General features: G+C 46.0%; 18 protein-coding genes and 1 other RNA gene. 9 read left to right on the top strand and 10 right to left on the bottom strand.

What is annotated here, in order from left to right:
- Positions 1-16 precede the first annotated feature (16 nt).
- Positions 17-2719, bottom strand: a complete 2703-nt coding sequence (gyrA, locus tag ICN22_RS03945) for a DNA gyrase subunit A (RefSeq protein ID WP_216168993.1) — start codon at positions 2717-2719, stop codon at positions 17-19.
- Positions 2720-2878: 159 nt separating this feature from the next.
- Here gyrA and ompA point away from each other — a divergent pair, with 159 nt between their 5' ends.
- From ompA to ssrA, 4 genes are all read left to right on the top strand, one after another.
- Positions 2879-3463 (top strand): outer membrane protein OmpA, encoded by a 585-nt coding sequence (gene ompA, locus ICN22_RS03940; RefSeq protein ID WP_216168992.1) that lies wholly within the window; start codon positions 2879-2881, stop codon positions 3461-3463.
- Between the two features lie 100 nt (positions 3464-3563).
- Positions 3564-4253 carry a bifunctional 2-polyprenyl-6-hydroxyphenol methylase/3-demethylubiquinol 3-O-methyltransferase UbiG gene (ubiG, locus tag ICN22_RS03935; protein WP_216168991.1) on the top strand — a complete coding sequence of 230 codons (690 nt, stop codon included), beginning with the start codon at positions 3564-3566 and terminating at the stop codon, positions 4251-4253.
- Positions 4250-4927: an HAD family hydrolase gene (locus ICN22_RS03930; RefSeq protein ID WP_216168990.1), complete on the top strand. Its 678-nt coding sequence runs from the start codon at positions 4250-4252 to the stop codon at positions 4925-4927. The genes ubiG and ICN22_RS03930 overlap by 4 nt, the downstream gene beginning before the upstream one ends.
- Positions 4928-4996: 69 nt before the next feature.
- Positions 4997-5355, top strand: a transfer-messenger RNA (tmRNA) gene (gene ssrA, locus ICN22_RS03925).
- Between the two features lie 81 nt (positions 5356-5436).
- On the opposite strand, the gene ICN22_RS03920 is transcribed toward ssrA, so the two are convergent.
- Entirely contained in the window at positions 5437-7188 is a 1752-nt protein-coding gene (locus tag ICN22_RS03920; protein WP_216168989.1) for an IlvD/Edd family dehydratase, read from the bottom strand.
- Between the two features lie 32 nt (positions 7189-7220).
- A complete protein-coding gene (locus ICN22_RS03915) occupies positions 7221-8210 on the bottom strand; it encodes a Bug family tripartite tricarboxylate transporter substrate binding protein (protein WP_216168988.1) in 990 nt (329 codons plus the stop codon).
- A gap of 109 nt (positions 8211-8319) precedes the next feature.
- Between ICN22_RS03915 and ICN22_RS03910 the strand changes: the two genes are divergently transcribed.
- Positions 8320-8742, top strand: a complete 423-nt coding sequence (locus tag ICN22_RS03910; RefSeq protein ID WP_216168987.1) for a VOC family protein — start codon at positions 8320-8322, stop codon at positions 8740-8742.
- Positions 8743-8783: 41 nt separating this feature from the next.
- Here the strand turns inward: ICN22_RS03910 and ICN22_RS03905 are convergent, their stop codons facing one another.
- From ICN22_RS03905 to ICN22_RS03880, 6 genes are all read right to left on the bottom strand, one after another.
- Positions 8784-10841 (bottom strand): TonB-dependent receptor family protein, encoded by a 2058-nt coding sequence (locus ICN22_RS03905; protein ID WP_216168986.1) that lies wholly within the window; start codon positions 10839-10841, stop codon positions 8784-8786.
- 84 nt (positions 10842-10925) lie between these two features.
- Positions 10926-11102: a hemin uptake protein HemP gene (gene hemP, locus ICN22_RS03900; RefSeq protein WP_216168985.1), complete on the bottom strand. Its 177-nt coding sequence runs from the start codon at positions 11100-11102 to the stop codon at positions 10926-10928.
- A 1-nt stretch (position 11103) separates the two neighbouring features.
- On the bottom strand, positions 11104-11385 hold the full coding sequence (locus ICN22_RS03895; protein ID WP_216168984.1) for an energy transducer TonB: 282 nt from the start codon (positions 11383-11385) through the stop codon (positions 11104-11106).
- A gap of 429 nt (positions 11386-11814) precedes the next feature.
- Positions 11815-13014: a methyltransferase gene (locus ICN22_RS03890; RefSeq protein ID WP_216168983.1), complete on the bottom strand. Its 1200-nt coding sequence runs from the start codon at positions 13012-13014 to the stop codon at positions 11815-11817.
- A gap of 3 nt (positions 13015-13017) precedes the next feature.
- Positions 13018-13569, bottom strand: a complete 552-nt coding sequence (locus ICN22_RS03885; RefSeq protein ID WP_216168982.1) for a carboxymuconolactone decarboxylase family protein — start codon at positions 13567-13569, stop codon at positions 13018-13020.
- A 9-nt stretch (positions 13570-13578) separates the two neighbouring features.
- Positions 13579-14577, bottom strand: a complete 999-nt coding sequence (locus ICN22_RS03880; protein ID WP_216168981.1) for a tripartite tricarboxylate transporter substrate binding protein — start codon at positions 14575-14577, stop codon at positions 13579-13581.
- Positions 14578-14666: 89 nt separating this feature from the next.
- On the opposite strand from ICN22_RS03880, the gene ICN22_RS03875 reads away from it, so the two are divergent.
- On the top strand, positions 14667-15434 hold the full coding sequence (locus tag ICN22_RS03875; protein ID WP_216168980.1) for a sulfurtransferase: 768 nt from the start codon (positions 14667-14669) through the stop codon (positions 15432-15434).
- Between the two features lie 12 nt (positions 15435-15446).
- Here ICN22_RS03875 and ICN22_RS03870 read toward each other — a convergent pair whose 3' ends face one another.
- Positions 15447-15749: an antibiotic biosynthesis monooxygenase family protein gene (locus tag ICN22_RS03870; protein WP_216168979.1), complete on the bottom strand. Its 303-nt coding sequence runs from the start codon at positions 15747-15749 to the stop codon at positions 15447-15449.
- A 90-nt stretch (positions 15750-15839) separates the two neighbouring features.
- Here ICN22_RS03870 and ICN22_RS03865 point away from each other — a divergent pair, with 90 nt between their 5' ends.
- From ICN22_RS03865 to ICN22_RS03855, 3 genes are read left to right on the top strand one after another with little or no spacing between them, the layout of a single operon-like run.
- Positions 15840-16841 carry a Bug family tripartite tricarboxylate transporter substrate binding protein gene (locus ICN22_RS03865; protein ID WP_216168978.1) on the top strand — a complete coding sequence of 334 codons (1002 nt, stop codon included), beginning with the start codon at positions 15840-15842 and terminating at the stop codon, positions 16839-16841.
- 60 nt (positions 16842-16901) lie between these two features.
- Positions 16902-18275 (top strand): MmgE/PrpD family protein, encoded by a 1374-nt coding sequence (locus ICN22_RS03860; RefSeq protein ID WP_216168977.1) that lies wholly within the window; start codon positions 16902-16904, stop codon positions 18273-18275.
- A 27-nt stretch (positions 18276-18302) separates the two neighbouring features.
- Complete coding sequence (locus tag ICN22_RS03855; protein WP_216168976.1) at positions 18303-19277, top strand: D-2-hydroxyacid dehydrogenase family protein; 975 nt, start codon at positions 18303-18305, stop codon at positions 19275-19277.
- The last annotated feature ends 3 nt before the right edge of the window (positions 19278-19280 follow it).

Raw genomic sequence — 19280 nt, 5'->3', positions numbered from 1 at the left:
CTTATATGGATGCCAATTAGGCATCGCCAGCTTCATCAGGACTGGAATCAAGGGCTGGGTCGCCGTCTTCACCATCTTCAAGATCGCTCTCATCATCAGAATCGCTTTCAGCAATACGCTGCAAGCCAGACAAGCGAGTGCCTTCATCGACGTTAATCAAGGTGACGCCTTGTGTTGCGCGCCCCATCTCGCGAATCTCAGAAACGCGCGTGCGCACCAAGATACCGCCCGTAGTAATCAACATAATTTGATCTTCAGGAGAGACCAAAGCAGCGGCAACCACTTTGCCGTTGCGCTCAGTTGTCTGAATTGCAATCATGCCTTTAGTGCCACGACCATGACGGGTGTATTCACCAATCGGAGTGCGTTTACCAAAACCATTTTCTGTTGCAGTTAATACGCTACTCGGAATTGCGAGGCCATTCGCATCAACGACAGCCGCCTCAGTACCTTCAGCAGCTTCAGCTGGAGCAACTAACATGGCAATGACTTGATGACCTTCACCTAAGTTCATACCACGCACACCGCGCGCTGTACGACCCATTGGGCGAACATCGTTCTCATCAAAGCGCACCGCTTTACCAGCATCCGAGAACAACATCACATCATGCTGACCATCAGTAATCGCTGCACCGACTAAGAAGTCATTCTCGTTTAAATCGACAGCAATAATACCGGCCTTGCGTGGATTGGAGAAATCAGACAAACGTGTCTTCTTCACTGTACCTAAACTTGTAGACATAAAGACGTAATGATCATCCTGATATCCCTTAATCGGGAGAATCACGGTAATCTTTTCGCCTTCAATCAGCGGGAACATATTAACGATTGGCTTGCCGCGTGAATTACGACTTCCTTGTGGAACTTCCCACACCTTGAGCCAGTACATGCGTCCGCGATCAGAGAAGCAAAGAATAATGTCATGCGTATTCGCAACGAAGAGTGTTTCAATCCAGTCTTCATTTTTGGTGGCTGCAGCTTGTTTGCCACGACCACCCCGTTTTTGCGCACGGTATTCACTCAGTGGCTGGCTCTTCATATAACCAGTGTTAGAAAGTGTGACCACCATATCTTGCGGAGTAATCAGGTCTTCTGTGAACAACTCGGTTGCATTCATTTCAATAAATGAACGACGACCTGAGTCACCACCAGTAATACCAAACTCAGCCTGCACTTCTTTCAACTCAGACTCAATGACTTGAGTGACACGCTCTGGCTTAGCAAGTAAGTCGAGCAAATCCGAAATCTGTGCCATCACATCTTTGTACTCATTTACGATCTTGTCTTGCTCAAGGCCAGTCAAGCGTTGTAAACGCATCTGCAAAATTTCTTGTGCTTGGCTATCCGATAAACGATAGAGACCAGTGGTTTGCATGCCGTACTCTGGCAACAAACCTTCAGGACGGTAAGCATTGCGACCACCTGGAGTATCCGTCTCAGCACGCGCCAACATCTCGCGCACCATGGAGGAGTCCCAAGGTTTACTCATTAAGTCTTGCTTAGCAACTACGGGGTTTGCAGCCGCTTTAATGATGGCAATGAATTCATCAATGTTTGCCAACGCAACTGCCAAACCTTCTAAGACGTGACCACGCTCACGCGCTTTGCGTAATTCAAAAATTGTGCGACGTGTGACTACTTCACGACGATGCTGCAAGAAGTACTCCAACATTTGCTTCAGGTTCAACAGGCGCGGCTGGTTGTCCACCAGAGCCACCATGTTCATACCGAAGTTGTCTTGTAGCTGAGTGCTCTTGTACAAATTATTGAGAACTACTTCAGGCACTTCACCGCGCTTCAATTCAATGACTACACGCATACCTGACTTGTCTGACTCATCACGTAAATCAGAGATTCCTTCTACTTTTTTCTCATTCACCAACTCAGCAATACGCTCGAGCAAGTTCTTTTTGTTTACTTGGTATGGCAACTCATCGACGATGATGGCCTGACGTGCGCCCTTATCGAGGTCTTCAAAGTGAGTCTTAGCACGCATCACAACACGGCCACGGCCAGTGCGATAGCCCTCTCGAACACCTTGAACGCCATAAATAATGCCGGCGGTCGGGAAATCCGGAGCAGGAATGATTTCAATGAGCTCGTCGATAGTGCATTCTGGGTTGTGCAGTACGTGTAAACAGGCTGTAACCACCTCATCCAAGTTATGGGGAGGGATATTGGTCGCCATACCCACTGCAATACCTGAGCTACCGTTTATCAACAAATTAGGCACTTTTGCAGGAAGAATCAGGGGTTCTTTCTCGCTGCCATCGTAATTTGGCCCGAAATCCACGGTTTCCTTGTCCAAATCGGCCAATAACTCATGGGCGATCTTACGAAGGCGGATCTCGGTGTAGCGCATCGCAGCAGCGTTATCACCGTCTACAGAGCCAAAGTTACCCTGCCCGTCAACCAGCATATAGCGCAGGGAGAAGTCCTGGGCCATGCGAACAATAGTGTCGTATACCGCAGAATCGCCATGAGGATGGTATTTACCGATCACATCGCCAACTATACGGGCAGATTTTTTGTAAGCACGGTTCCAATCGTTGTTTAATTCATACATCGCAAATAAGACCCGGCGATGAACCGGTTTGAGGCCGTCACGTACGTCTGGCAGGGCTCTGCCGACAATGACGCTCATTGCATAGTCCAAATAGGACCGCCGCATTTCGTCTTCTAGGGATATTGGTAGTGTTTCTTTAGCGGCTTGTTCCATTTAGAAATAATATCATTTTGATGACTGATAGCCCCTATGCTAATATTCTGTCAGTTTGTACGAAATTGAGATGTGTCGCTTTGCGGTTTTTGCTTCAAAGTAGGGCGAATTACATTTAAGTTTGACTTTAATTAAAAAAGAGATTTTTGAGGACTAAAAATGAACAAAACCCTAAAACTGGTACTTGCTGGCGTAATTTCTGTTGCTGCGACTGCTACTTCCGCTCAAAACGTTGACAACTGGGTCAACTCAACAGGTTTATCCTGGAAAAACGGCGATGGCACATTGTGCTGGCGCGATAACAACTGGACTCCCGCTACAGCAGCTAAAGGTTGTGATGGTTTCTTGGCTCCTAAGGCTGCTGCTCCTGCTTCAAGTGTTACTCAAAGCAAGATCACTTTGCAAGCTGACACACTCTATGACTTCGATAAAGCAACATTGAAGGCAGAAGGTCAAGCAACTTTAGACAAAATCGCTAGAGACTTAAGCAAAATCAAATTAGAAGTAATTATTGCTGTTGGTAACACTGATAGCGTTGGTACTGATGCATACAACATGGCTCTCGGCCAGCGTCGTGCTCAGTCAGTTAAAGCTTACTTAGTAAGCAAAGGTGTTGACGGTAGCCGTATTTATACAGAATCAAAAGGCAAGAGCAATCCAGTTGCAAGCAATGCAACTGCTGAAGGCCGCGCTAAGAACCGCCGCACCGACATCGAAGTTGTTGGTACAGCTGCAGTTAAGTAATTCTTTTTACTTGTAAAAAAGCCCGGTTCTGCCGGGCTTTTTTATTTCCGCTATATTCGTAATTCATTTATCTCAACGTGCTTACAGCGCCTTTATTCCTATGAACGTCGATCAATCTGAAATCGCTAAATTTAGCGCCCTAGCCCATCGCTGGTGGGATCCCCAAAGCGAATTCAAACCTTTGCATGCCATTAACCCCCTGCGCCTCAATTGGATCAAGTCTTTTGTTGATCTCCAAGGTAAGAAGGTTCTCGATGTCGGCTGTGGCGGCGGAATTCTGGCGGAGTCAATTGCCCAGTCTGGCGCTGATACTTGTGGCATCGACTTGTCTGAAAAAGCCCTTAAGGTAGCTGAGTTACATGCACTAGAGGTAGGCGCGACCCTCAAATACCGCTCTATTTCAGCTGAAGCGCTAGCTGAGGAAGAGCCAGAGCAATATGACGTTGTGACCTGCATGGAGATGCTTGAGCATGTGCCAGACCCTTCGTCTGTAGTTCGGGCCTGTGCAAAGCTGTGTAAACCAGGCGGCACCCTCTTTTTTAGCACCCTGAACCGCAATCCCAAGTCCTACTTATTTGCCATTATTGGCGCTGAATATATCTTGCGACTGCTCCCCAAGGGTACTCACGAATATGCCAAATTCATCAAGCCCTCTGAATTAGTCGCATTTACCCGTCACGCCGGATTAGAAATGCTTGGCATGAAAGGGATGACATACAACCCCATCACGCAAGTCTATAAATTAGGAGAAGATGTGGATGTGAACTATATGATTGTTGTGCGTAAATGAGTAGCGGGTTAGTAAGTCCTTACAAGGGCATCTTTTTTGACCTAGATGGCACTCTTGCCGATACGGCTCCAGACCTTGTCTCAGCTGCTAACCAACTCCTTACCGCTCGCAATCTTCCAGCTATGCAATATGAGGTATTACGTCCCCGTGCTTCAGCAGGGGCTCGTGGACTGATTAAAGGGGCATTTGGGATCGATACCGATCACCCTGATTTCATTCCACTTCGAGATGAGTTCTTCTCAAATTATGAAAAAGCACTCTTGGTCAACAGCATCATTTTTGATGGCATTGATCATTTACTAGATCAATTAGATGGCGCAAAGCTACCTTGGGGCATTGTTACCAATAAAAGCGAACGCTTTACCAATCCCCTAACTGAGTTAATGGGCTTACGCCACAGAGCAGCATCCACAGTCTCTGGCGATACAACCCCGCATTCAAAACCCCATCCTGAGCCTATCTTGCACGCTGCCAGACTCGCCAATATTGACCCGACTAAATCGGTCTATGTCGGCGATGACATTAGAGACATCGTAGCGGGCAAAGCGGCGGGTATGAAGACCATCGCAGCAGCCTATGGCTATTGTGGCTGTGAGGAGCCCCCAGAGGCCTGGGGCGCGGATTATCTCGTAAATCACCCAAAAGAATTGCTGAAAATCATCTTCCCGCAGTAGGGAGATAAAAAGATAATGAGCAATTTAGGAGTAAGCACCTTAAAATAGAGTTTCCAATGCATAAACTCCGGGGTCGACATGGTTTCGACGTGGATTACAAAGCATCAAGGGCATACCGAGGACCCGTTATCTCGTAAATCAATGGGAATGTAATAACTGCAAACGACGAACGTTTCGCACTAGCCGCTTAATTGCGGTTGCCCCTGAACTGATTCTCTCTTGGGTCAGCTAGCGAAAGCTAGATCAGGGTCATTTACAAGAGATAAGATCATTTCATGTCACGGGGAATGGTTCGAAAACTTAGTGAATCGCCAGCGTGGAACATGTCAGTCTGTGACTAGCTAGCTAAATTAAATGATATGACTAAGTATGTAGAACTTGTTGTAGAGGATTTGCGGACGCGGGTTCGATTCCCGCCGACTCCACCATTTTGAAGTATGTAACAGTCCAACGCCACCCACCAGGGTGGCGTTTTTCTTAGCTGCTATTTTTTCTTCCCATTGATTGCATCAACGCTTTGGTGTCTTACCCACTATCTTCACCGCTCTCAAGAAATCAAAGTCAACGCCTTTGTCTGCTTGAGTAACAGTATCTAAGAATAGTTTGAGGTAGCCACGCTCTGCAGTGGGCTCTATTACTGGATTCTCTTTTGCACGCTTAGCCAACTCTTCATCGGAGACCAACAAACTAATCTCACGATTCTTCACGCTCAAGCGGATGCGGTCACCATTATGTACAAACGCCAGTGGCCCACCTACTGCAGCCTCTGGAGTCACGTGCAACACAATGGTTCCGAACGCCGTACCACTCATGCGCCCATCAGAAATTCGCACAATATCTTTTACGCCAGCACGAGCAAGCTTCATCGGAATCGGAATATATCCCGCTTCAGGCATACCAGGCGCGCCTTTGGGGCCAATGTTCTTGAGCACCAAAATATCATCTGCCGTCACATCTAGATCTGGTCCATCAATCCGATTGGCTAGGTCTTCACTGTTTTCAAACACAACAGCGCGACCCTCATGCTCCATGAGTTTTTCATTGGCTGCTGATTGTTTAATGATGGCGGCACCGGGCGCTAAGTTGCCATGCAACACTGCAATGCTGCCACGTGGATAAATCGGGTTATTAAACTTGCGCACTACATCTTGCCTAAAGCTTAGGGGAGCAGCATCAATCTCTTCACCTAAAGTGCGACCCGTTACTGTCATCGCATCGAGTTTTAATAAAGGCTTAAGCTCACGTAGCAGCGTAGTCATACCACCCGCATCATGAAAGTTTTCCATGTAATGGTCACCAGAGGGCTTCAAATCTACCAATACTGGCGTCTCATCACCCATCTTATCGAGTGCATCCAAGTCAATCTCTAGACCCATACGACCAGCGATAGCGGCTAAATGTACGATGCCGTTAGTCGAGCCACCAATTGCCAATAAAACACGCATCGCGTTTTCAAAAGCGTCTGCTGTTAATACCTTATCAATTGTTAAGCCGTCTTTTGCCATTTGTACAGCGCGAGTACCCGTCTCCTCTGCAATCCGAATTCGATCGGCAGTGACTGCAGGCGGTGTTGCGCCACCAGGCACAGTCATACCAAGGGCTTCAGAAATACAAGCCATCGTACTGGCAGTACCCATGACTGAGCAGGTACCTACACTAGCTACTAGTTGGTCATTCACTTCATCTTTTTCAGCTTCGTCAATTTCACCAGCGCGGAATTTTCCCCAATAGCGACGACAGTCGGTACATGCACCCACACGCTCACTTCGATGGGAACCTGTCAGCATAGAACCGGTAATCAACTGAATTGCCGGAAGACCGGCGGAAGCAGCGCCCATCATTTGCGCAGGTACAGTTTTATCGCAACCACCAATCATTACTACCGCATCCATCGGCTGAGCTCGCAACATCTCTTCCGTATCCATTGACATCAGGTTACGCAAGTACATGCTAGTAGGAGCAGCAAAGCTTTCATGAATCGAGATAGTGGGGAAATCCATCGGCAAGCCACCAGCCAACATCACGCCCCGCTTTACAGCCTCAATCAGTTGCGGCATGTTGCCATGACAGGGGTTGTAAGCACTCCCAGTATTAATAATGCCAATGACGGGACGATCCAGAGCGCTATTGGTATAGCCAGCACCCTTGATAAATGCTTTACGCAAAAACAAGGAGAAGCCTTTATCGCCATAGCTGGTTAAGCCCTTACGCAAACCACTCTCTATGGGCTGCTTTTTTTCTTTATCTACATTGCTTGTCATAAATCATTCTTTAACTTAAAAATAAATGGTGCTTACTCAGCTTTGATATCAGCTTCTCTAATGACTTTTTCCCAACGCTTCACTTCAGTAGCTAGCAATTCAGCTGATTTCTTGGGCTTGGTTGGCGCTGCAGCATAAACACCTTGCTTCAGAAATGCTTCCTTCACCTCAGGATTGAGTAATAGTTTAGCGATAGCACTATTCAACTGATCAACGATAGGTATGGGTGTACTGACTGGCGCTAGAACACCAAAGGTAGAACTCACTTCCAGAGTGGGCATACCAGATTCAGCAGTCGTAGGAACATCAGGCAACATCGAAATACGTTTTGCCGTTGTCACCGCTAAAGGACGTAATTGCCCAGTGTTGATAAACGGCAATGCAGCAGGAACCGTTTCTACCATCATGTTGACTTGTCCTGCAACCAAATCGGTCATGGCTGGGCCACTACCCTTGTATGGCACGTGCGTGATTTTGAGACCCGCTTCTTTTTGGAAAATTTCCGCACCCATTCTCTGTGGTGCACCCGCGCCTGAAGAGGCGTAATTTAATTTGTCTGGATTGGCTTTTGCGTAATCCACTAAACCCTTTAAGGTTCTTACAGGAACATTGGGGTTCACTACCACCACCAAAGGCACAGAACCCACAATCATGACTGGAGTGAAATCCTTCAGAAGATCGTAACGTAACTTGCCCTTTTCAAGCGTTGCCATAGTGGAATGTGAGGTGACTGCGCCCATCAATAAGGTGTAGCCATCTGGATTTGCTTTAGCCACCGCTTCGGCACCGATATTGCCACCAGCTCCACTGCGATTCTCAACCAACACTTGCTGACCCAAAGAGTCGCCTAAATTCTTGGCTAGAATTCGTCCAATGACATCGGTAGCCCCACCAGGAGGATAGGGCACGATGAGTTTGATTGGCCTGTCCGGATAAGCGGCATGCACCAAACCAGAAAAGCTCAGGATGAGGGTTGCCTGGGCGATAGAACGGCAAAGCTTACTCAATCGAAAAGTGATCATTTTTGTCTCCAAGTCACAGTTTTATATTTATGCTCTCAATATACTAAACTTCACAATCACATCCATTTAAGCTAGCTGAGCTCAATTCCACATCTTGCCAAGGACCGTTATGTCAAACATTCAACCTTTTCACCTGGCTTTTCCTGTAGACAACCTGGAAGCAGCTCGTACTTTTTACGGCAGCACCTTAGGCTGCGCAGAAGGTCGTAGCTCCGATGAATGGATTGATTTTGATTTCTTTGGGCACCAATTAGTTGCCCACCTAGCACCTGAAGAATGCAGTCATGCAGCCTCAAATGAGGTTGACGGACATCAAGTTCCCGTAAAACACTTTGGAGTGGTACTGACGATGCCAGATTGGCATGCATTAGCCGATAAATTAAGTAGCAGCGGCATGAAGTTCATCATTGAGCCGCAGATTCGCTTTAAAGGAAAAGTGGGTGAGCAAGCCACCATGTTCTTTCTCGATCCCGCTGGTAATGCTTTGGAGTTCAAGGCATTTGAGGATCCCAGCCAGCTATTTGCTAAATAATTGGCCGAGATAGAAAAACTGACTACAAGCTATTTACCGCATCAGAAAAACTGGTAACTCATACCCGCCTGAAAATTGATGGGTGCGCCAGCAAAAATCCCATCAGGACTTCTACTGGAAATATAGCGCTTGTTTAACAGGTTATTCACCACACCAAATACTTTCAAACTTTTATTGATTGCATAATTCGCACTCCAATTAACAGTGGTGATGGCAGGAATTTCCCCCAGAGTCCCAATGGAGTTTGGTAAAGCAGTATTTGCCGAATCAGCAAATTGAGACGATAAGTAATTCAGACTAACTAAAGTGTTGAGGCCATTTTTCTGATAGCTGACACCTAAATTCGATACCAACTCTGATGTGTATGGGATACGGTTTCCATCTTTTCCCATAGATGAATTACCAACAAATTTAGCGACAGGAATGTAAGTCAGATTCCCATTCAGACCCCATCCGGATTGAAGTGCATAAGCTAAAGATAATTCCATACCCTGATGTAAGCTCTTGCCACCGTTTGCTTTGGTAATACCCGCAGCTAGACTTTGATTGACGATTTGATTGCTAAAGTTCATGCTAAATATTGCCGCATCATAGCTGAACCCATTATTGACACCCCGTAGACCGAACTCGAAGTTAGTTGATCTCTCAGGATCCAATTGCTGATCCACGCCTTTTTCACTAATGGCAGTTGCTAATTGAGCGGGCGCAAATCCTTTATATACGCTTGAATAAAGCTGTAATTCTGGAATCAGTTGCCAGCTTGCTCCAATTTGCGGCACAGTTTCTAAATTCTTTGCGCTACCTGAGATTTCAGTCAGGACATTATTTCGAGACTGGTTATAACTTTCAATGCGCAACCCCGGAGTAACTGCAAAGTCTTTTGATAGCAAAAATCTATTTTGTGCAAACAGGGCCACTGAATTGGCTTTATTTTCCTCATGACTGGATACTCTGCCAGACTTAGCCAGGCTTTGGGATGCCACAAGCTGGTTTGATTGCGTCTCAGTATGCAAGCGCAGTCCGAATTCAAATTCGTTACCTATGCCCATTGCCTCATAAGCATGAGTCACTCGTGAATCCACTCCGAGCATTTGAAATTCACGATTACGCCCAAACATACAATCATTGCTACCATTGCAAAGAGTAAAACTAGTTTTATCCGCAGTGCGACCACTGATGGCTTGACGCCAGTAATCTCGGTCCAGGCGACTCCAATACAGCAAGGTGTTCATTTTTGTTCCAGTACCAAGCTCCCAAGAGTGATTCAGATCTACAGCATTTCTCTGCGTAACAAAGTAATCATTAGGAGCAGGGTTTCCTGAAAATCGAGCGTCATATTGATTTGGTCTCAAGCCAACATATGAGGTATTGATATTGTTGTCATAGTGGGTATATTTGAGGCTTAGCCATTGGTTTTGATCAATGGCCACCCCACCCTTGAAGAGAATGTCGTACATCCTGAAACCATTACCTTGGTATCCATCACTCTCTGACTTAATGATATTAATGCCTGCGATAGCTCCATTACTTTCCGACTTACCGCCGGCCTCAATTTGAGCAAATTGGTAACCATAGTTACCCGCTTTTCCAGAGAGCTTAAAGCCCTCCTCTGGAGTCTTGGTGAGGTAATTAATAACCCCACCAATATTAGACGGGCCATACTGCAAGCCTGATGCCCCCTTTAAAACTTCAATGCCACTCATACGATCAACGGGCGGGCTGTAATAAGAAGCGCTAGAAATAAATAGGCTAGGATGAATAGGTGCACCATCCTCCAGCAACAATACCTTCTGACTGCGACTAGGATTTAGCCCACGAATCCCAATATTAGGAATAGAGCCTAAGCCACCTTCATCACCCCGGATATTGATACCCGGAATAGTTTTTAGGGCATCCTGAATGGATAAGGGCTGAAGTAACTCCAGCTGCTTTTGATTAATTACGTCGACTGTACCCGGAATTTTCGAACGCGCATTTTCCTCGCTGCCGACAATATCCATTCTTGGTAAATCTATTTCCTTAGCCTGAATACACGGGCTCAAGGAACACCCACAAATCAAGGCCAAGCGTAAAGCCCAGACTAATTTTTTTTGCTTCATATGTAATCTCCAGTGATAAAAACATCAAATCGCTGGCTAATCGCATATCAAAATACTTTTGCTGGCTAATAAATTAGTACGTTGTTATTTAGTCAAAATGAGCTTCTTTAATTTAGTAATTCTTAAAACATATCTTTCGCCATCATGGATGATGACAACGGTTTTCTCTTTGCCAAACAAAGTCGTACTGGCAATCACCTTATCTAAGCTCAATTGAGGATTTACAAAATCTGCTGTCGAGACATTTAACTCTGGTTTCAATTTAAGTCTCTAGCCTGAAGTGGATCGGGAGATGGTAGCAGTGAGATATGGTCTGATCCTGAGACTCTAGAGCAGAAAATTTCCACTGTCTAACACCGTCCATGGCGGATCTATCGAGTTTTTCATAGCCAGAACTTTTAGCTAACTGAACACTTTCCACATCCCCTCGCTCATCAATACATAACTTGAGGTGAACGGCCCCTTGCTCACGCATACGCCTGCTTAAGAGGGGGTAAATCGGTTTTGGATTTAAAAATATGTCTCTATCACGAAAGGTTTTCACTGCTGGAGACGATATTCTCGACTCATGATTACTTTGGTCCTTCGCAATCGTTGATGCAAGATAACTATAAGTAGTATTGATGTCCTGAGTTTGTTTTGATACTTTGGATACAGCGCGATGATCAAGCGAGTCCCTCAAACTGAGAGGGAGCCTTTCTGGTGCAAAAGTCTGCGAAGTCTTCTGTTGAAATATTCCCACCCCAAAAATAATAGAAATATGCACCCCAATTACCCAAAGAGGGATGAGCTTAGACGCACTAATCTTTAATTTTTTTCCTATCAAGAAACAAAGCCCTTACATACATCAACTCAATAATAAATGATGATAATCATTCTCATTTATTTTATTAGATGTTCTGCCGGCCAACAACCCCATTAAATTAAAAGGCCCGCAGGCTTAAAGGGCATTCAGGGAGTTCAATAGTTGAAGCTAATACTTCTGATGAATTTGTAAGCGCCAGAGTGAAGTGATTTCAGCTGCTCTTGCAAAATGAAGAGAGTCCGATTCATCAAATGCCTTCGGATGTTTTGGTTTGGTGTCAATGCGTTCAAGAACAACTAATCCGGCATCTTCAATCCAAGAGAGCAACTCTTGTCGGGATCTGAGCTCAAGATGTTCAGCTAAATCAGACAGAATCAACCAGCCCTCACCTTGGGGTAGCAAATGATCTTTCAATCCCGCTAAAAATCCTTTGAGCATCTGACTTTCTGGATCATAGACCGCATGCTCTAATAAGGAGCTGGGCCTTGCAGGCACCCATGGCGGGTTACAGACAATTAATGAAGCCTTTCCTGCTGGAAATAAATTGGCCTTCACAATGTCTATTTGAGAACCCAAGTCCAAGAGTGCAATATTTTCTTTGGCACATATAAGCGCTCGCTCATCTTGATCGGTGGCAACAATTTTTTGGACATCTCGCATGGCCAAAATAATCGATAGCACGCCAGTACCTACGCCAATGTCAAAAGCTGTGGACGCCCCATCAAGGGATTTGGGCAAAGGGGCGCTACAAACTAACTCAATGTACTCGCCGCGAACGGGTGAGAAAACGCCATAATGCGGGTGAACGTAAATTGGCTCGCCATTTTCATCAGCCAGAATAGGCAATCCATTCTTGCGCCACTCATAAGCGCTAATCACGCCTAAAAGTTCACGTAAAGAAACTACATAAGACTGATCAACGATGCCATATGCCTCTACACATGCTTGCGTGATATCGGGCGCACGACGTAAGGGGATAGTGTGATCCGCATTGCATTGAATTAACAACATCCCCAATATTCGGGCACGCTGAGATTGAATCAGGCGGTGTTGATTAAAAATATCTTTTGCTGTTTTCTTGGGAGTGGCATCAGTAGACTTATCCACCCTCTTGCCGGCACGCTTTGATTTTTTTGATGGTTTATCTATACGTCGAACCAAGGCCTGCAATAGCTGTCGGGCATTTTGAAAATCACCCTTCCAGAGAATAGCTGTACCTTCACATGCCAAATGATAGGCATCATCCGCCGTTAATGTATCGTCGGCAGTCACCACTTTTTTATGTGCTGCGATGCCATTTTCAGAATGCCAAACTGCTTTACAGTTCTGGCCACCCTCTTCCCAGTGAATGGAGCCGCCCTGGTTCATGAATTACTCAGGAGGGTGTTCCTCGGGATTGACATCTAAGGCGATCAAAAACCGAGAGACCATGTTGTAAGCTGCCACTACAGTGACAAGCTCAACAGTATCGGTATTACCCAAAGTAGCCTGCAAACGCTTCATCAGAGCGCTATCCACCTGAATATTGCGCGTCATCTGAAACGTGAGTGCTACAGCATCATTCTCTACAGCAGAGAATAAGGTGCTAGGAAAACTTGGCTGGCCAATTAAACGCAGTGCTTGAACTTGCTCTTCAGTACCACCTGCCTTGATAAACGGCGGGGCATGGTGAAAAAACTCATATTCAGCGCCATTAAGAACAGCCACCCCGCACATCGCAAGCTCACGCAGCTTCGGATCTAAGGAAAGGTTATTACGGATCTCGCCCACAAAATGATTCCATCCCTCGGCGATAGGGGTGCTATGTAAAAGCATACGATCCAAATTAATGAACTGACCACCACGTCTTTTACGAATAGCTGCCACCAACTCAGCAGGCTCAGCCAAGTCCATCGGCTGATAAGGAATTAAACGTTCACTCATATCCATTCCTTATTGTGTTTCTTTAATATTGTTTTCAATCACAAACTTGCCCCATACCGCAATTTGCTTGCCGATAAAGTCACGTAAAGTTTCTGGGTTGCCTGCCACAATTTGAATCCCTTGAGACTTCAGTTTCTCTGATACGGCAGGTGTTTTTAATGCTTTGGTAACAGCTATATTCATGGCATTCACAATTGCAGGTGGAGTTTTTCCTGGAGCCAAAACTGCCCACCATGCTGGCGCATTAAATCCAGGGAAACCACTTTCAGCAATCGTTGGCACATTCGGTAACTCAGGGGATCTTTTAGCGGTAGTGATGACTAAGGGAATAACACCGCCACTATCAACATGGGGCTTGACTAGGAATTCTGAACCAACAGCTAATTGAACTTGGCCACCCAGAACATCTTGCATCAATGGGCCTCCACCACGGTATGGAACGTGATTCCAATCAAAGCCTGCTTGCTTAGCCAAACGCGCCATAGCTAAATGACCCAAACTACCAATGCCAATAGATCCATAGCTAAATTGTTTGCCAGCCTTAGACTGGTCTACCAACTGCTTAAAGCTGGTGATCCCAGAATTCTTACTCGCGACCAATACCATCGGTGAAGTACCAATTAAGGTCACAGGCGCAATATCTTTAATCGTGTCGTACGGGAGCTTATCTTTAAGGATTGGATTGACACCGTGCGTGTCAAAAACCACTGCGAAGGTGTAACCATCAGGATCTGACCTAGTCATCGCAGCAGTGCCGATCACACCAGATGCCCCGCCAATATTTTCAACAATCACGTTTTGCTTCAATTCTGCCTGCAAAGCCGGAGCCAAGGTACGCGCCACTTGATCCACAGAGCCACCTGGCGGGAAAACAGCAATCAGGCGAATCGGTTTTTGGGTAGGCCAAGCGCCTACACCCGCAGTTTGAGCGCTAGCAAAAGAAGCAGCGAACATCATAAATAAGCCAAATAAAAGGGCTTTTTTAGTTATTTTCAAGTAAATCGGCATGCATCATCTCCCTCTATTAAGACTGCAAGATTACCACCCATCCTCGCCGCTTGTTTGATAATAGATGTCGGAGCAAGATGAGATTACCTATGAAACCAATTTTGAACGTGGCCGCCTACTTATTCGTCAGTCTTGACAATTTAATTGAGCTACGCGCCAAGATCCTAGATGAGTGTAATTCTAGCGAGTTAAAGGGCACCATTCTCTTGACTGGTGAGGGTATCAATATGTTCTTAGCTGGCAGCGAACCCAAATTACGTGGCTTTCTAAATTACTTGCGCCAGGATCCGCGCTTTGCACCCCTTCAAACCAAAGATAGCTGGTCCGAAACGCAGCCCTTCAAGAAGATGCTGGTCAAAATTAAGAATGAAATCATTCGAATGAATCACCCAGCGATTCGTCCAGAAGAGGGTCGCGCAAACTTCATCACACCAAAAAAATTACAAGAGTGGCTTGATCGCGGTACAGATGATTTAGGACGCCCAGTAGTCATGGTGGACACACGTAATGCTTTTGAAGTTGAGTATGGGACTTTTGAAAATGCACTGCATTTTAATATCGAGAAATTTACAGAATTTCCAGATGCAATTTCAGCTCATAAAGATGAGTTAGCGGATAAAACTTTAGTGAGCTTTTGTACCGGCGGAATTCGCTGTGAAAAATCTGGGCTCTACATGCGTGAGATCGGGATGCAAAACAGTTATCAGCTAGAGGGCGGCATACTCAAGTACTTTGAAGAGGTTGGCTCCGCACACTACACCGGCACCTGCTTTGTATTTGATGAACGGGAGGCGCTAGAACCTAACCTAGACACCATCCCACTTGAGCGCTCAATCCGAAAAAAACAAAGCGCGTAGATGCCAAGGGTATTAGCCTGACTTACCCACCAAAGTCATGTGCTCAACAAAAGGAAGTTTTGCAAAGAATGGGCCAACAATGGCTCGCCAATCAGCAAATGCAGCAGATCCTCTAAAGTCGACTGTATGGTTCTCCAAGGTATCCCAGTAAATCAGCAATAAATAACGGGCAGGACTTTCAATGCTGTGATTCACCTTGAATCCACGAAATCCTTTAGCTTTGCCAATGACGGTATTGACGCCACGCAAAATGGCCTCCTCAAACTCAGCGCCCTTAGTTGGGTCAATTTCTATATCGCAGTGCTCTAAAATCACGGTGCTTCCTTTTTAAAAAGTATTTCTATATCAATAGTAAAATTCATTTATAAAAGAAGCTTAATCTAAAAAAATATCTGGGCTCGAGACATGTCTAATACCCTCCATCGGCAAATGCCGATTTTTTTATCTGCCCTAATTTTTTCCAGCATGAGCTTAGTAGCGACTTTCAATGCTGCAGCGCAATCAACACAGAGCTACCCCAACAAGCCAATTAAGTTAATTGCTCCAGTAGCAGCAGGAGGCGGTCTAGATAATCTTGCGCGCAAGGTGGCCGAACGATTATCTAAAAATCTAGGGCAACCCATTGTGGTCGAGAACATCGGTGGTGGTGGTGGAACAATTGCTGCACAGACAGCTTCAAAAGCAAGTCCTGATGGTTATACCCTCATGATCTCCTATGTTGCAACCCATGGCACAAACCCAGCTGTTCGCAAATTACCCTACGACGCTATCAAAGATTTCACACCAATCGGCATGATTGGTGCTACCCCCAATACCCTGATCATCAACCCCGACTTACCAGTAAAAAACTTGAAAGAATTTATTGAGTACGCCAAAAAAAATCCAGCGAAAATCAGTTATGGCTCAGCGGGACCCGGAACACTTACCCATCTTGGCGTAGAGCAGTTCAAGCTTGCTTCCAACATCTTTATGGTGCATATACCTTACCGAGGTATAGGCCCTGCCTTTACTGACCTACTAGCCGGACAAACACAGGTCATGCTGCCAACGCTGTATGCCGCTATGCCGTATTTGAAATCGAATCGCGTCAGGGCTTTGGCAGTAACTGGTCAAAAACGAAGTACAGCAGATCCTAGCATCCCAACCTTTAAGGAGCTAGGTTACAACGGCTTTGATGGTCAACAGTGGTATGGAGTCTCAGGACCGGCAAACCTACCTGACCATATTGTTAAAAAACTCAATGTCGAATTAAATAAGGTATTGGCCGCACCAGAATTTGCTGAACAAATGGCAAATGAAGCAATGACGCTGATGCCAATGTCTCCGCAACAATTTGAAAGCTACATTAAAGAAGATATTGCACGCTGGACTAAGGTTGCCAAACAACGCAATATTGAGTTGGAATAAATTCAGTTACTAAGTTACTCACTCTCACTAAATTCAATACTTACAGAAATAGGAAACAACATGTCCCACGCTATCCAAGCAGCAGCCGATCTCGATGCGCCACCAGTCACTAAAATATTGGCTGAGTTTGTTACTTCACACGCCAGTCAAGGCTGGAGTGCTGAGGTGGACCATGAGGCGCATCGCACCTTTTTAAATTGGCTTGGATGCGCAATTGGCGCAGCTAATCACGAGAGCGTTGAATCCTCATTGGCTGCTATCCGCGAATTTCAACCAGCACCTCAGGCGAGTATTCTTGGCCGAAAGGATCGCGTTGACATGGGTGGCGCAGCGCTCATCAATGGCATTAGCTCGCATACCTTTGACTTTGATGACACGCATCTCAAAACGGTGATACACCCTGCAGGACCTGTTGCTTCTGCCATCCTCGCTTTAGGTGAACATACCAATGTCACAGGTCGTCAAATAATGGATTCACTCGTTTTAGGGATTGATGTTGCTTGCCGTGTTGGTAATGCTATGTATCCAGACCACTACCATCGTGGCTGGCATATCACTGGCTCTACGGGCATGCTGGGCTCTGCTGCAGCTTGCTCACGTCTAATGGGGCTAGATCTCCAGAAAACCACTATGGCATTGGGCATCGCAGCATCACAGCCGGTGGGTATGCGCGAGCAATTTGGCACGATGACAAAACCCTTTCACCCAGGCGGTGCTGCACGCGCAGGACAACTCTCTGCTCTATTAGCAAAGCATGGCTTTACTGCTAGTCCTAAAGCTTTAGAAGCGGGTCGTGGCTATATGCAAACCGTTTCAACTAAATGTGACTGGTCAGAGATTGATCGAGAACTTGGTAAATCATTTGAGATTTCGTTGAATACCTACAAGCCATTCGCTTGTGGAATTGTGATCCACCCTGCCATTGATGCGTGTGCACAACTCAAAGCACAGGGGGTTAAAGCAGAGGAAGTGGAACGTATTGAACTACGCGTCCACCCACTCGTTCTTGAATTAACTGGCAAGAAAACACCTAAAGATGGTCTAGAAGGTAAATTCAGTGTCTACCATGGTTGTGCCGTTGGCTTAATTTTCGGTCAAGCAGGTGAAGGTGAATATGCCGACGATATTGTCAATCGTCCTGATGTAGTTGCCTTACGCGCAAAAGTAAACGCCACAACTGATACCTCTATTAGCGAAGCATCGGTGGACGTCAAAGCGATTCTGAAGGATGGAAGAGAAGTCCACATCTTCGTTAAAAATGCAATTGGGTCTGTTGAGAATCCAATGAGCGACACTAATTTAGAGCAAAAGTTCACTAGCTTGACTGAGCCAGTGATTGGCAAAGAAAAAACTGCTCAACTTATTGCAGCATTATGGAATCTAGGAAGCGCACCCGATCTCAAGAAGATATTGAGTCTTTGTACTCCCGACTAACCCACCTTAAAGAAGAAACTAGTCATCATGGCCAAACTACCGAATATCGTCATCCTCGGAGATTACGAGCGCGCCCTGCGTCGCTTCTCTCAATGGGATCGGATAGAGCAAAATTCAAATCTCACAATTCATCATGAGCCATTGCGAGATGAGGCCTTGTATGAGGCAGTCAAAGATGCGGATGTCATTGCGATCGTACGTGACCGCTCCCCCTTTAACGAAGCCATGATTGCAAGGCTGCCAAAGCTCAAATTATTGATGTTCACAGGTAAGCGAAATGGCACGCTAGATAGCGCCGCCCTTCTTTCTCGCAATATTCCGATCGCCTGCACGCCAGGTGGCCCTTCAAAAGAGACTACTGCCGAGTTAACCTGGGCATTAATTTTGGGCGCTTCAAAACAATTGGTTCGCCAAAATAATCTCGTGAGCACTGGTGGCTGGCGCGATGAACTCTCCGTTCTACCCATGCTCTCCGGTGAGCGCTTGGGCGTTCTTGGTCTTGGCGCCATTGGCAGCGCTGTTGCTCGCGTTGGCAAGGCATTCGGCATGGAGATTGTTACCTGGAGTCCTAACATGACTCCAGAGCGCGCCGCACTTGAAAATGCAAGTTCCGTCAGTCTCGATGAATTACTACGCACATCAAAAGTAGTTACTATGCACTTAGTAGCAGGCCCAGGAACTAAAGGCCTCATCAGCGCTGATCAACTCGCCTTAATGCGCCCAGATTCCCTTCTGGTCAACACCTCGCGCTCTGCATTGATTAATATGTCCGACTTATGCGCCGCTCTCAAAAAAGGTTGCCCCGGCCAAGCTGCTGTTGACGTATTTGATATTGAACCATTGCCATCGAATGATCCCTTACGTAGCACCCCAAATTTATTAGCAACTCCCCACCTAGGCTTTATCGCGGAGCCTGTATTCAAAATGTTCTCTCAAGGGATTACTGAAACTCTGGAAGCATGGTTGGATCAAAAACCAGTGCCCCACCCATACCAGCCTTAACGC

This window comes from Polynucleobacter bastaniensis, from assembly GCF_018882205.1.
GTDB classification, from domain to species: domain Bacteria; phylum Pseudomonadota; class Gammaproteobacteria; order Burkholderiales; family Burkholderiaceae; genus Polynucleobacter; species Polynucleobacter bastaniensis.
This window is presented reverse-complemented; position numbering and strand designations above follow the sequence as displayed.

Bases quoted from the DNA above. Each gene is read 5' to 3' on its own strand.
- ICN22_RS03890 (WP_216168983.1), bottom strand. From the start codon at position 13,014: ATGAACCAGGGCGGCTCCATTCACTGGGAAGAGGGTGGCCAGAACTGT.
- ICN22_RS03855 (WP_216168976.1), top strand. From the start codon at position 18,303: ATGGCCAAACTACCGAATATCGTCATCCTCGGAGATTACGAGCGCGCC.
- gyrA (WP_216168993.1), bottom strand. From the start codon at position 2,719: ATGGAACAAGCCGCTAAAGAAACACTACCAATATCCCTAGAAGACGAA.
- ICN22_RS03885 (WP_216168982.1), bottom strand. From the start codon at position 13,569: ATGAGTGAACGTTTAATTCCTTATCAGCCGATGGACTTGGCTGAGCCT.
- ICN22_RS03865 (WP_216168978.1), top strand. From the start codon at position 15,840: ATGTCTAATACCCTCCATCGGCAAATGCCGATTTTTTTATCTGCCCTA.
- ICN22_RS03875 (WP_216168980.1), top strand. From the start codon at position 14,667: ATGAAACCAATTTTGAACGTGGCCGCCTACTTATTCGTCAGTCTTGAC.
- ICN22_RS03915 (WP_216168988.1), bottom strand. From the start codon at position 8,210: ATGATCACTTTTCGATTGAGTAAGCTTTGCCGTTCTATCGCCCAGGCA.
- ompA (WP_216168992.1), top strand. From the start codon at position 2,879: ATGAACAAAACCCTAAAACTGGTACTTGCTGGCGTAATTTCTGTTGCT.
- ICN22_RS03905 (WP_216168986.1), bottom strand. From the start codon at position 10,841: ATGAAGCAAAAAAAATTAGTCTGGGCTTTACGCTTGGCCTTGATTTGT.
- ICN22_RS03860 (WP_216168977.1), top strand. From the start codon at position 16,902: ATGTCCCACGCTATCCAAGCAGCAGCCGATCTCGATGCGCCACCAGTC.
- ubiG (WP_216168991.1), top strand. From the start codon at position 3,564: ATGAACGTCGATCAATCTGAAATCGCTAAATTTAGCGCCCTAGCCCAT.
- ICN22_RS03930 (WP_216168990.1), top strand. From the start codon at position 4,250: ATGAGTAGCGGGTTAGTAAGTCCTTACAAGGGCATCTTTTTTGACCTA.
- ICN22_RS03910 (WP_216168987.1), top strand. From the start codon at position 8,320: ATGTCAAACATTCAACCTTTTCACCTGGCTTTTCCTGTAGACAACCTG.
- ICN22_RS03920 (WP_216168989.1), bottom strand. From the start codon at position 7,188: ATGACAAGCAATGTAGATAAAGAAAAAAAGCAGCCCATAGAGAGTGGT.
- ICN22_RS03880 (WP_216168981.1), bottom strand. From the start codon at position 14,577: ATGCCGATTTACTTGAAAATAACTAAAAAAGCCCTTTTATTTGGCTTA.